9 protein-coding genes and 1 riboswitch are annotated in these 12,263 nt (G+C 60.2%); of the genes, 5 read left to right on the top strand and 4 right to left on the bottom strand.

The genetic code is table 11. The annotated features are described in order from the left end of the window. Window positions 1–501 precede the first annotated feature (501 nt). Entirely contained in the window at window positions 502–1,329 is an 828-nt protein-coding gene (locus DWW12_RS03360; RefSeq protein WP_117854976.1) for a Cof-type HAD-IIB family hydrolase, read from the top strand. 275 nt (window positions 1,330–1,604) lie between these two features. Here the strand turns inward: DWW12_RS03360 and polA are convergent, their stop codons facing one another. Beyond that, window positions 1,605–4,355, bottom strand: a complete 2,751-nt coding sequence (gene polA, locus DWW12_RS03355) for a DNA polymerase I (RefSeq protein WP_117854975.1) — start codon at window positions 4,353–4,355, stop codon at window positions 1,605–1,607. A gap of 166 nt (window positions 4,356–4,521) precedes the next feature. Between polA and DWW12_RS03350 the strand changes: the two genes are divergently transcribed. Both DWW12_RS03350 and DWW12_RS03345 read left to right on the top strand, forming a co-directional pair. After that, on the top strand, window positions 4,522–5,919 hold the full coding sequence (locus DWW12_RS03350) for an aminopeptidase (protein ID WP_117854973.1): 1,398 nt from the start codon (window positions 4,522–4,524) through the stop codon (window positions 5,917–5,919). 127 nt (window positions 5,920–6,046) lie between these two features. Further along, entirely contained in the window at window positions 6,047–6,856 is an 810-nt protein-coding gene (locus DWW12_RS03345) for a YaaA family protein (RefSeq protein ID WP_117854971.1), read from the top strand. A gap of 40 nt (window positions 6,857–6,896) precedes the next feature. Here the strand turns inward: DWW12_RS03345 and DWW12_RS03340 are convergent, their stop codons facing one another. Further along, window positions 6,897–7,418, bottom strand: coding sequence for a hypothetical protein (locus DWW12_RS03340; RefSeq protein ID WP_117854970.1), 522 nt, complete (start codon window positions 7,416–7,418; stop codon window positions 6,897–6,899). A gap of 63 nt (window positions 7,419–7,481) precedes the next feature. Next, window positions 7,482–7,597, top strand: a riboswitch (TPP riboswitch). Here DWW12_RS03340 and thiC point away from each other — a divergent pair. Next, window positions 7,590–8,924: a phosphomethylpyrimidine synthase ThiC gene (thiC, locus tag DWW12_RS03335; protein ID WP_117854968.1), complete on the top strand. Its 1,335-nt coding sequence runs from the start codon at window positions 7,590–7,592 to the stop codon at window positions 8,922–8,924. (Overlaps the previous riboswitch by 8 nt.) Before the next feature lie 178 nt (window positions 8,925–9,102). Beyond that, window positions 9,103–9,933, top strand: coding sequence for a bifunctional hydroxymethylpyrimidine kinase/phosphomethylpyrimidine kinase (thiD, locus tag DWW12_RS03330; RefSeq protein ID WP_117854966.1), 831 nt, complete (start codon window positions 9,103–9,105; stop codon window positions 9,931–9,933). A 340-nt stretch (window positions 9,934–10,273) separates the two neighbouring features. Here thiD and DWW12_RS03325 read toward each other — a convergent pair whose 3' ends face one another. Both DWW12_RS03325 and DWW12_RS03320 read right to left on the bottom strand, forming a co-directional pair. Beyond that, on the bottom strand, window positions 10,274–10,933 hold the full coding sequence (locus DWW12_RS03325; RefSeq protein ID WP_117584214.1) for an SGNH/GDSL hydrolase family protein: 660 nt from the start codon (window positions 10,931–10,933) through the stop codon (window positions 10,274–10,276). Window positions 10,934–11,011: 78 nt separating this feature from the next. Next, the gene (locus tag DWW12_RS03320) at window positions 11,012–12,145 is read right to left on the bottom strand and encodes a TIGR02452 family protein (RefSeq protein WP_117854965.1); all 1,134 of its coding nucleotides are present in this window, start codon (window positions 12,143–12,145) and stop codon (window positions 11,012–11,014) included. Window positions 12,146–12,263 lie beyond the last annotated feature (118 nt).

Below are 12,263 nucleotides of genomic sequence, written 5' to 3'. Positions count from 1 at the left end.
TCATTTCGAGGTCAAAACCGTGCAATATCAGGTTAAAAAGCAAAAATCAGCACATACATGCCCTAGAAACATGCAGCAATGTCGTGCTAAAACCCAACGACCTCAAAATGACTCTGTTGAGGCAATTCGCCCCATGCGAACAGAGACGATTGTTATCGTCGTCGGGAAATTGCGCGCTGGCGTCGGATGGCATTGTCTGCAGTGATGATAATCTTTACGAACTGCATCTGCCTCTCCTTTCACGTATCGCCGGGCGCAATTCAAATATCGCAAACGGTACCTTTTGCTCGGTAAGCGGCTGTTTTCCCGTCTCCGTTTTCGATGGTCGCTATATTACGCTAAAGTGCACACGGCACAAGCGACAAATCCAAATTTCTGAAAAGTTTTTTCATTACTTTGTGAATCATGCTGCAATTACGCGTCAACCCTGCGAAAATACGCTCGATTACCAACCGGAGGGTTATTCCGCCCGAAACAATTTAGAAACGGAAAGGCGCTTTTATGCAAACTTACGAATCGGACGCCGCTATCGGCAACATCAAGATCCTTGCCGTCGACATGGACAAAACGTTGCTGACCGACGAGCGTGTGCTGCCCCAGGGCCTCGATGAGCGCCTGGAAAAGCTCGCCGAGGCTGGCATCGTGTTCTGCCCCGCCAGCGGACGCCCCGCTCCCAAGCTCGAGGAGATGTTCGAGGACATCAAGGGCCGCATCGCCTTTTGCCCCGATAACGGAGCCTGCGTTATCTACCGTGGCAACTATATCTATAAGAGCACTATCGATGTGGCACTGTATCAGCAGGTGCTTGCGCGCGCCTCGGAGGATTCGCGCGCTGTCCCCGTGCTGTGCTGCTTCGACGAGTTTTACGTGCTTGCCCGCGACCATCAATACCACGACGAGATCAGCGTGTACTACAACACGATCAACTACGTCGATACCTTTGAAGGCCTTGACGCCGAGTCCAACAAGATCTCGATCTTCTTCCCCGACTATGATGCTGAGCCCGCATTTCGCGAGGACTATAACCCCGCATTCTCGGACCAACTCTATGTCACCAATGCCGGCCGCGAGTGGATCGACTTTATGAACCTGGGCGTCGACAAGGGTTCGGGCGTCGCGCACCTGTGCGAGCAGCTCGACATCGACATTGCAGACGCCGCAGCCGTGGGCGATACCTACAACGACATCCCCATGCTCGAGCGCGTCGGGCATAGCTATATCGTGGACAATGCCGAGGAGCATATGAACGCGCACGCCAAGTGGCGCATTCCGAGCAACAACGACGGGGGCGTACTGACGCTCATCGACGCCATCTTGGCAGCTCGTTAGCCGTCCCATCGGGCCTGGCCGGGCGGCACGGGTTAACTTTTCGCTCGGTCAAGTCCTGCGCAAGACGAAAGCCACATTAAGTGGCTTTCTTTGCGTGCGGAATCTACGAAAAGTTAGCCCGTGCCGCCCGGCCAGGCCCTAGGTTTACTTACCTGCCGCCAAGATGGCGTCTTGAGTGTCTAGATACTTAGCTGAATATATTTGGATGAAGGGGGCTCCTTGTTGGCAAGGAGCCCCCTTCTGGTTTTGGTTACTTTGGAGTTGTGGGTGTAACCTTACTTGGCGTCGGCCCAGGTTACTCCGGTTGAAGCTTCGGCGATGAGGGGTACGCGTAGGTCTACGACGTGTTCCATGACGTCGCGTACCATCGCGGTCAAGCGCTCTACCTCGTCCACCGGGCACTCAAAGTCTAGTTCGTCGTGCACTTGCAAGATCATGTGGGCGGCAAAGCCTTCTTCTTCCAAACGACGGCTCACGCGGGCCATCGCAATTTTGATGATGTCGGCGGCGGTACCCTGCATGGGGTGGTTCATGGCCGTGCGCTCACCAAAGCCGCGAAGCTGTGGGTTTTTGGCCTTGAGCTCCGGAATATGGCGACGGCGGCCGTACATGGTCTCGGCGTAGCCCGTCTGCTTGGCGCGCGCCACCACGTTGTCGAGGAACGTGCGCACGCCCGGGTAGGCCTCGTAGTAACGGTCGATCATGCCACGCGCCTCGGCCATCGAGATATGCAGCGACTGCGACAGGCCATAGGCCTGCTGGCCGTACACAATGCCAAAGTTCACGGCCTTGGCGCGGCTGCGCAGGTCGGGTGTCACCTCGGACACCGGCACGCCAAATACGCGCGCGGCCGTCTCGGCATGGAAGTCCTCGCCCTCGTTAAAGGCGCGCACCAGGTGCTCGTCACCCGAAAGATGCGCCAGCAGACGCAGCTCGATCTGCGAGTAGTCCACCGCCAAAAAGACGCTGCCCTCGCCTGCCGAAAACGCCGTCTTGACGGTGCGACCCAGCTCAGAGCGCGTCGGGATGTTCTGCAGGTTCGGGTCGCTCGAGGACAGACGACCCGTCGCCGTGATGGTCTGATTGTACGTGGTGTGCACGCGGCCGTCACCACGGCGCAGCGGGCCCAGCGTGTCCAGATAGGTGGACTTGATCTTGGACTTCTCACGCCAGTCCAAGATCAAACGCACGATTTCGTGGTCGCGGGCAAGATCACTCAGTACCTTGGCATTGGTCGAATAGTAGCCGCGCTTGGTCTTTTTGAGACCCTTGGTCGGAAGGCCCATCACATCAAAGAGCACATGCGAGAGCTGCATGGGGCTGCCGATGTTAAAGGTCTCGTCACCGGCAAGGTTGCGAATGCTTCGCTCGACCTCGGTGATCTGGGTCGCCAGGCCCTCGGACAGGCTGCGCAGCCGATCGGGATCCACGAGCATGCCCGCGCGCTCCATCTTGGCAAGCACCGGCACAAGCGGCATCTCGATGCCGTCGAACACGTTGGCGGCGTTCTCACGGGCCATGCGATCGCGCAGCGGCGACACGAGCGTCAGCGTCAAGGCAGCCGTGCGAGCGGCGGGCACAGGAGCGTCCTCGCCGGCACCCTCTGCACCGCGCGCCGCAGGCAGCGCCATCTGCAGATAGGTATCGGCCAAATACGCCTCATCAAACTCGGAGCGGTCGGAATCCAGCAGGTAGGCGGCGACCACGGTATCGAAGATGCACGTAGAATCGACGGCCAGCGGATCCATGAGCTCGGGCTCAGAAGAATCAATGGGCGAAAGCTCATGCAGCAGCGCCTTCATATCCGGGCTCGCCACGCGGCCCTCCATAAACAAGCGCGCGAGCACACCGGCGATCACGCCGTGGGCAAAGTTGAACCCATCAACGGCAGCGGCCACGCCACCGTCGCCCTCCTCAAGCGCAAGCAGCCCCTTGGACGTCGCCAGCCACAGCGTGCGTGTCAGGCCAAAAAGCGCGCCCTCCTCCTTGTCGTCGTCCACCACGGTGGCAATCCACTCGCCTGCCTCGATCGCGCGAGCGATCTCGGCAGCAGCGGCAGCGAGCGCCTCGGCATCGCCGGCGACAACGCGCATAACGGGGGGAATCTCAAACGTGCTGGCAGTGGCCGCAGCCCCACCCTCATCACCGATCAGCGACAAGAAACGGTTCTGCATGGCCGTAATGCCCAGCCCGCCCAGTGCCGCGGACACCTCATAGGCAGAAAACGCCGGGAAAGACGTTTCGTCAAAGTCGAGCTCGACAGGCGCATCGGTGCGAATGGTTGCGACCTTGCGGCTCAGCAGCGCATCGTCGATATGCGCACGCAGGTTCTCGCCCATCTTGCCCTTGACCTCGTCGGCATGCGCGATGACCTCGTCCAGGCTGCCGTACTGCGCGATAAGCGCGCTCGCCTTTTTGGGACCGATGCCCGGCACGCCGGGAATGTTATCCGACGTATCGCCCTTCAGGCCGTAAAAATCGGGCACGAGCGCTGGCGTGATGCCGTGATACAGATCGTCCACGCTCTCGGGCGTCATAATCGCCACGTCGGACAGGCCCTTGCGGGTCGAGACCACGTTGACGTGCTCGGTCACGAGCTGATACATGTCGCGGTCGCCGGTCACCAGCAGCATGTCGCAGCCGGCTTCCTCGCCCAGACGAGCCATGGTACCCAGGATATCGTCGCCTTCCCAGCCCTCGGACTGCAGAATCGGCACGTTGAGCGCCGTGAGCAGCTCCTTAATCATCGGAAACTGCGCGTGCAGATCGGGGTCCATGGGCGGGCGCTGCGCCTTATACTGCGGCAGCATCTCCATGCGCACGCGCGGCTTGCCCTTGTCAAACGCCACGACCACACCGTCGGGGTTAAAGGCGTCGATCATCTTGAGAAACATGTTCAGGAAGCCAAAGATCGCGTTGGTGGGGCGACCGTCCGGCGCGTTCATGGTGGGCGGCACGGCGTGGAAGGCGCGGTGCATGAGCGAGTTGCCGTCAATAACGGCAAAGGTGCGGCGCTTGTCAGACATATTGAATACCTCGCTTTGGGCTGGGCACGGTTTGCTTCCACCAGTTTACACGCTCCCCGCCCCGCGACCACCGCACATCAAGCTCCCCCGCCACCACGCGCCTGCGCGTGATACGATGGCTCACGGTACATCAACCAGCACGATCGATCCGAAAGGAGCCTGCGTCATGGAGCGTCCCTGCGCATGGAAAAAGTACACGCCACAGCAAATCGAGGAGCTCGAGGAGCTTTGCCGCGGCTATAAGCAGTTTTTGAGCGAGAACAAGACCGAGCGCCTGTGCGTCAAGACCGGGATCAAGATGGCCGAGGAGGCGGGATACGTCGACCTGGAGACCGTGATCGCCGAGGGCCGCGCGCTCAAGGCCGGCGACAAGGTGTACGCCGCCAATCACGGCAAGGACCTTATGCTCGTCAACCTTGGCACCGCCCCGCTCGAGCAGGGCTTTAACATCCTGGGCGCCCACGTTGACTCGCCGCGTCTGGACCTCAAGCAGAATCCCGCCTTCGAGGCCGGCGACATGGCCTACCTCGACACGCACTACTATGGCGGCGTCAAGAGCTACCACTGGGTGGCCTCCCCGCTTGCACTCGTGGGCGTCATCTGCAAAAAGGATGGCACCACCGTCGACATCAACATCGGCGACAAGGCAGACGATCCGGTCTTTACCATCTCCGACCTGCTGATTCACCTCTCGAGCGAGCAGATGTCCAAGCCCGCCAAGGACGCCGTCGACGCCGAGATCCTCGACGTGATCGTGGGCGGCCGCCCCGTCAAGTTTGACGAGGACGACAAAGACGCTCCCAAGGAGCCCGTCAAGCAGATGTTCCTGGACATCCTCAAAGAGCAGTACGACGTCGAGGAGGAGGACTTCCTCTCCGCCGAAATCGAGGTCGTGCCCGCCGGCCCCGCCCGCGACATGGGCCTCGACCGCTCCATGATTCTGGGCTATGGCCACGACGATCGCGTCTGCGCTTACCCCTCCATGCTCGCCCAGATCGACGTTGCCAACGTGGAGCGCACGAGCATCACGCTCATCGTCGACAAGGAGGAGATCGGCTCCGTGGGCGCCACCGGCATGACGAGCCGCTTCTTCGAGAACGCCGTCGCCGAGATCATGACGCTTGCCGGCGAGGACAGCCCGCTGGCCCTGCGCCGTGCACTCGCCCACAGCCGCATGCTTTCCTCCGACGTGTCCGCCGGCTTCGACCCGGGCTATGCCGGCAAGTTCGAGACCAAGAACGCAGCCTTTATGGGTCGCGGCCTGTGCTTTAACAAGTACACGGGTAGCCGCGGCAAGGGCGGCTCTAACGACGCCGACGCCGAGTATGTGGCCCTCATCCGCGACATCATGGACGAGGCGGGCGTGGACTTCCAGACCTGCGAGCTCGGCCGCGTCAATGCAGGCGGCGGCGGCACCATCGCCTACATCATGGCCAAGTACGGCATGAACGTCATCGACTCCGGCGTTGCCGTCCTGTCCATGCACGCCCTGTGGGAGGTCGCCAACAAGGCCGACATCTACGAGGCATATCGCGGCTACAAGGCCTTCCTCGAGCGCGCCTAACCAACCCTCGTAAAACGAGCCCAACCAGCCCTTCATAACTTGCGGTGAAATAGTTCCCAAACACGCCTTTTAACAGACGAAACAGGAATTATTCCACCGCAACTTCCTTTTTGGCAGAGGAGAGTCCATGCTGCAGATCATCATTTCGCCCGCCAAGCAGATGCGCGCGGCCCAAGATGCTTTTGAAGTCCTGGGCATTCCACCTTTTGCGCACGAGACGGCTCGCCTCCACCGCGCACTGCTAGATATCGAACGAAATGAAGGCAGCGGCGGCCTGCAAGCGCTATGGAACGTGAGTGACAAACTGCTGGGGCTTTGCCTCAACACCCTGCATGAGTTCGGGTCCATCCTGAAAAACGGCGATCTCGACAATCCCGAACTCGCCCGTCACCTCTCCCCTGCCGTCATGTCCTATCACGGCATTCAATACCAGAGCATGGCGCCCGAGGTCATGGATGCCGCACAGCTCGACTGGCTGCAAGACCATCTATGGATCCTCTCGGGCCTTTACGGATGCGTACGCCCCTTTCATGCCGTTGAACCGTATCGGCTGGAGATGGGCGCGAAGCTTGCCGTCGACGATGCCCAAGACCTCTACGCGTTTTGGGGCGACAAGCTCGCACGGGCCATCGCTCCAGCGGACTCCAACGCTACGATCGTCAACCTCGCCAGTGCGGAATACGCCAAAGCCGTTCTGCCCCGCCTCACCACCGATGTCACGGTCGTCACATGCCTCTTTGGCGAAGGCATCCGCAACGGCAAGCCCATCCAGCGCTCGACCGCCAGCAAAAAGGCGCGCGGCTCCATGGTGCGCTGGATGGCAGAAAACAAGCTCGAAGATGCAAGCGGGCTCACCGCGTTCGACGTTGGCTATCGCCACTTTCCCGAGCTTTCAAATAAAAACACTTTGGTCTTCCTGAACGAACAGGCCTTGTAGGATCACCGTTACTTTTAAATGTGCTGCCTAGGCACGGCGCCTATTCCGCCAAGCCATCGGCCTTTGCAATCTCGCTCGTCGAGCCATCTTGATAGGTAATCTTAACATGCTCCACGTCGGATACCGTAACGCCCGACGGGGGCTCCAGGCGCCATTCCGTCAGCGCGATATCCATCGTCGTGGGCACATCTCCTTGATCTTTGAGCTTCACCGTGAGCGTTTTGAGCGCTGCGTCAAACGTCACGCGTTCGATTTCTTCACCTGGAATGGACCCACCACTCAGCTGCAACTGCACAAACTCATCGCGCGGGTACCAATAATCGCCCGGAACGGCGAGCGTATTGGCATTACCGCCAGTACTCCTCACCGTCATAATCGGTAGGCTATCATCAGCCTCAAATTCCCAGGCAGCGCCGCCGCGACCGCCAAACGTCCAAATACAAAAGGCAATCACCAGCACGGCAAGCACCGCAAAGCCAATCGCGACCAACCCATGGTGCGCACGGCCCTCCTCGGCCGATATGTCCCATTGTGTCTCTCGATATAGATGCTTGTCTTCCATGTTCGCCTCCCCACAGGCACGCTCGTTAGGCCAATCGTACCCATTCGAGCTATACTTGAGCCCATTACATAAACGGGGAGCTTGCAGGACAAGACGGCAGGCTGAGACTGGGCGCGCCCGCCCTGACCCGCAAACCTGATATGGGTAATGCCAACGAAGGGAGCCGTGCCAATGAGCACACAGACCGAGCCCAAGCTCGTCACGCAAATCGACTTCGCCCGCGCCGGGCAGATCACGCCGCAGATGAAGGAAGTCGCCGAGCGAGAGCATCGCGACCCCGAGTACATCCGCGAGCGCGTGGCAGACGGCCGCATCGCCATTCCCGCCAATATCGAGCACATCAAAAAGGGCATGCGCGCCTTTGGCGTCGGTGAGGGCCTGTCCACCAAGGTCAACGTGAACTTGGGCATCTCGGGCGACAAGGCCGATGCCACCGAGGAATGGAAGAAGGTTAAGATTGCCGAGGACTTTGGCGCCGACGCCATCATGGACCTCTCCAACTCGGGCAAGACACGCCAGTTCCGCCAGCAGCTCATCGACGAGACGCCGCTCATGGTGGGCACGGTGCCGATGTACGACGCCATCGGCTACATGGAAAAGCCGCTGGTCAAGCTTACCAAGGACGACCTGCTCGAGGTCGTGCGCGCACATGCCGAGGACGGCGTGGACTTTATGACCATCCACTGCGGCATTAACAAGTCGGTCATCAAGACCTTTAAGGAGACAGGCCGCCTCATGAACATCGTCAGCCGCGGCGGCTCGCTGCTGTTTGGCTGGATGGAGGTCACCGGCAACGAGAACCCCTTCTACGAGTTCTACGACGAGGTGCTCGAGATCTGCCACGAGTACGACGTGACGATCTCGCTCGGCGACTCCTGCCGCCCGGGCTGCCTCTACGACTCCAACGACGCCACCGAGACCGCCGAGATGATCGAGCTGGGCAAGCTGTGCAAGCGCGCCTGGGCAGCCGGCGTCCAAGTCATGGTCGAGGGCCCGGGTCACATGGCGCTCGACGAGATCGCCGCCAACATGAAACTGCAGAAGCGCCTGTGCCACAACGCCCCGTTCTATGTGCTCGGGCCGCTGGTGACCGATATCGGCGTGGGCTACGACCACATCACCGCTGCCATCGGCGGCGCTATCTCCGCCAGCTCCGGTGCCGACTTCCTGTGCTACGTGACACCGGCCGAGCACCTATGCCTGCCTAACGCCCAGGATGTGCTCGACGGCCTCATGGCCACCAAGATCGCCGCACACGCCGCCGATATCGCCAAAAAGGTGCCGCACGCCCGCGACATGGACGACAAGATGGGCCAGGCACGCCGCAAGCTCGACTGGGATGCCATGTGGGAGTGTGCTCTCGACCCGGTCACCGGTAAGAAGCGCTACGAGGAGTCCCCCGCCGCCACCGAGGGCACCTGCACCATGTGTGGCAAGATGTGCGCCGTCCGCACCGTTAACAAGGTGTTCGAAGGCACGACGATCGACCTCGGCATGGAGGACTAACTCGTCACCGGAGCCACAATCGGTAACATGGTGTTCGTCAATTGTTGACGTGTGAACATTTGCTTACATTTGCGTAAAGATTGCATCGCCCGCCCGGGTTCGACATAGAGTCGGCCCGGGCATCTTTATAATGCTGGCTTAAAGACCCATTTGATTCCGACCGAACAAGGGAGCAAACATGGATCGCAGTAAGGTACCTGCCGTTCTATCCATCGCAGGATCCGATTCCAGCGGTGGCGCCGGCATTCAGGCCGACATCAAGACCATCACGGCGCACCGCCTGTATGCCGAGACGGCCATCACCGCCATCACCGCACAAAACACGCTCGGTGTCACCGCCGTGCAGAATATCTCCCCTGATATCGTCGCTGCGCAGATCGACGCCGTATTTGACGATATCCGCCCCAGCGCCGTCAAGATCGGCATGGTTTCCTCTGCCGAGATTATCGAGGTTATCGCCGACCGCCTGAGCGCCTGGAACGCGACAAACGTGGTCGTCGACCCCGTCATGGTAGCCACCTCGGGCGCACGGCTGATTGCCGAAGATGCCGCCGAGGCGCTCACCCGCCGCCTGTTCCCACTAGCAACCGTCATCACGCCCAATATTCCCGAGGCCATGGCCCTGCTTGACTACGAGGTCGACTCCGAGCGCACACAGCAAAATGCTGCCATGCTCCTCACCCGCCGCTTTGGTTGCGCATCCCTCGTTAAGGGTGGGCATCTTGTCAACGAGGCTAACGATGTATTGGCCGAACCCGCGCCACTCGATGACGAGGGCAACCATCTGGGCGATCCGCTCACCACGTGGTTCCGCCACAAGCGCATCGAGACCGACAACACACACGGCACCGGCTGCACGCTTTCGTCCGCCATCGCCTGCGCGCTGGCCCAGGGCATGGAACTTGCCGACGCCATCAACGCCGGCAAGGCCTACCTGACCGGCGCTCTCGCCGCTGGCTTTGACATGGGCAAAGGTTCCGGCCCCGTCAACCACATGTGGCAGTATTAAGATTCACAGCCCAGAGCCACCGCAAAGGGGGCAGGCACCTTTGCGGTGGCTCCCACAAACATCTCGATCTGTAACAGTTAGAGCCCATTTTTCGGCCCACCTGTTACAGATCGAGACATTCAAATTCCGCTGAGAAGATAATCTCAATCTGTAACAGTAACTCGGCAAAATCGACCCTAGATGTTACAGATCGAGACAAACGACCGATATCGACCTAAATAATCTCAATCTGTAACATCTAGCCCGTTTTCGACCTTACAACTGTTACAGATCAAGACAAACAAACGATCCAAAGCCACCGCAAAGGTGCCTGTCCCCTTTGCGGTGGCTTGGGGTCGCGCTACTCACCGAGCATCTCTTGGAGCTTGGCTGCCACGGCATGTCCCAAGCTCTCGTGGCTTTCGGGCATCATATGCAGATAGTCAATATCGCCCGGCTCGGCAAACTCGGCGGCATTCAAAAAGTCGCAGCCAAACTGCTCGGCCACGTGCGCATAGTACTCGCCAAAATGTTCAGATGCCTCGACGGAACGCTCGTCAAAATCGGTCATATATACATCGGCGATCTGCGGCTTGATCTTGATAGGAGCCATCAGCAGGATGCGCGGGCAAGGCGCGGCGTCGGTCCACGGAAACGCGCGGACGGCGCGAATCAGCGCCATGGCGCCACGGGCGATATCGGAAGCTGTCACGTTAAAGACCGTCTTACAGTCGTTGGTGCCCAGCATGATCACAATGGCGTCCAGCGGCTTATGAGCCTCGAGCAGCATCGGAAGCGCGCGAATGCCGTTGAGGTTAGTGTCCAGATGGCACATGTCGTCGCGTACCGTCGTGCGGCCGTTGAGGCCTTCTTCAATTACATGCCAGCCCTCGCCTAAGTCACGTTGGACCACGCCACACCAGCGCACATCCTGCGCATAGCGCACCGCGGTACCGTCGCGCATGCCCGCCGGATCGTAACCATAGGTGTTGCTGTCACCAAAGCACAGAACGTTTTTCATCGTAAGCTCCCCACTCAATAAAAAGCCGACAGGAGCAGCCTCTCCCGTCGGCTCGGTATATCGCATCACGAGCACCGTTTACAGGTACTTGCGCCAGTCGTCGTCATCCTCGTCATCCTCGGCAGCGGCCTGAGCCTGCTCGGCGGCACGGGCGGCTGCGGCGCGGGCGGCAACCTGAGCATAGGACTCCTCGTTTCGCTCGGGGAAGTTTGCCAGCACGTGCTCGAATTTGGCGAAGTCCTCGTCCCAGCGCGTAGAGGGCACGGCAAAGAAGACCTGCTTGACCTTGAAGTCGCCCGATGCGAGCTCCTTGCGGAAGAGCTCGGCCACGGCCTCTGCGTCAAAGCCGTTGTTCTCGCAGCCCCAAGCACCCACTACGAGCTTCTCGCGGCCAAGCTCATCGCAGATAGCAAGCACAAAGCGAATGCGGTCGCGCAGGGCGTCAAGCAAGGCATCGTCGCTCACGCGGTACTCCTGGCGAGCACGCTTGGCGTTGGGTGCAGCGGCGACGATCACGTCGGCATAGGCGTGCACATGCTTGCGCTCGAAGCGCACCGCGGGCACCACCAGCGCACGGTTGCGGTACAGCTCACAGTTGATGTTGCGGCGACGGTTCTCGCCGTACCATTTACGCTGCTTATCGAGGACGTTGTACAGATACGAATCGGCGCACAACGTGGCCTCCTGGCCCAGATAACCCTGAATATATCCACCGCCCGGATTGGTAAACGAGGCAAAGGCGAGCACGGCCATGTCGCAGAACTGCGCATAGCCGCGACCGTTATCGAGGATTGCCTGCGTGGCGGAGGCATCAAGCACAGTGACCTCGGGCAGGACCGGAGCGGGCTCCTCAGCAGGCGCGGACTCAACTTCGGCGATTTCCTCGGCAGGCTCCTCGACGGGCTCGGGCGCCGCCTCGGTCTCGGGCGCTGCCTCGACCTCGGCAGTCTCCGCGTTCTCGACGTCCTCGGCGACCTGCTCTTCGGGGGCCACAGCAGTCTGAACCTTGGCCTTCATCGCCGCGACAAAGCCGGTGGGCATGCCGTCAAACTCGCGAACACCGGCAAGCGAACGCTCGATATCCTTGGCGCAGGCCTCGGACACAGTCATCACATGGCGCTCGGCGGCCTTGGCACGGGCCTCGCGCTTGGGATTGGGCTGACCCGCTCGGTTGGACCTGTGGTTACGGTTCCTGTTGTCGACGTCTGCCATAAGTGGTCACCTTTCCTGTCGCTGCCGCTATCGGCTTTTCTCATCCATGATACCCCGCCGCGCACAAAAAAGACGGCCCCGAAGGACCGCCTTTCGCATCGTTTTACCGTGTCCGGCA

Origin of the sequence: Collinsella sp. AF14-35 (assembly GCF_003464565.1) — a bacterium.
In the GTDB taxonomy this organism is placed as follows: domain Bacteria; phylum Actinomycetota; class Coriobacteriia; order Coriobacteriales; family Coriobacteriaceae; genus Collinsella.
The sequence above is the reverse complement of the archived record's forward strand: the minus strand, read 5'-3'. Positions and strand labels throughout refer to the sequence as shown.

Bases quoted from the DNA above. Each gene is read 5' to 3' on its own strand.
- DWW12_RS03360 (WP_117854976.1), top strand. From the start codon at position 502: ATGCAAACTTACGAATCGGACGCCGCTATCGGCAACATCAAGATCCTT.
- polA (WP_117854975.1), bottom strand. From the start codon at position 4,355: ATGTCTGACAAGCGCCGCACCTTTGCCGTTATTGACGGCAACTCGCTC.
- DWW12_RS03350 (WP_117854973.1), top strand. From the start codon at position 4,522: ATGGAGCGTCCCTGCGCATGGAAAAAGTACACGCCACAGCAAATCGAG.
- DWW12_RS03345 (WP_117854971.1), top strand. From the start codon at position 6,047: ATGCTGCAGATCATCATTTCGCCCGCCAAGCAGATGCGCGCGGCCCAA.
- DWW12_RS03340 (WP_117854970.1), bottom strand. From the start codon at position 7,418: ATGGAAGACAAGCATCTATATCGAGAGACACAATGGGACATATCGGCC.
- thiC (WP_117854968.1), top strand. From the start codon at position 7,590: ATGAGCACACAGACCGAGCCCAAGCTCGTCACGCAAATCGACTTCGCC.
- thiD (WP_117854966.1), top strand. From the start codon at position 9,103: ATGGATCGCAGTAAGGTACCTGCCGTTCTATCCATCGCAGGATCCGAT.
- DWW12_RS03325 (WP_117584214.1), bottom strand. From the start codon at position 10,933: ATGAAAAACGTTCTGTGCTTTGGTGACAGCAACACCTATGGTTACGAT.
- DWW12_RS03320 (WP_117854965.1), bottom strand. From the start codon at position 12,145: ATGGCAGACGTCGACAACAGGAACCGTAACCACAGGTCCAACCGAGCG.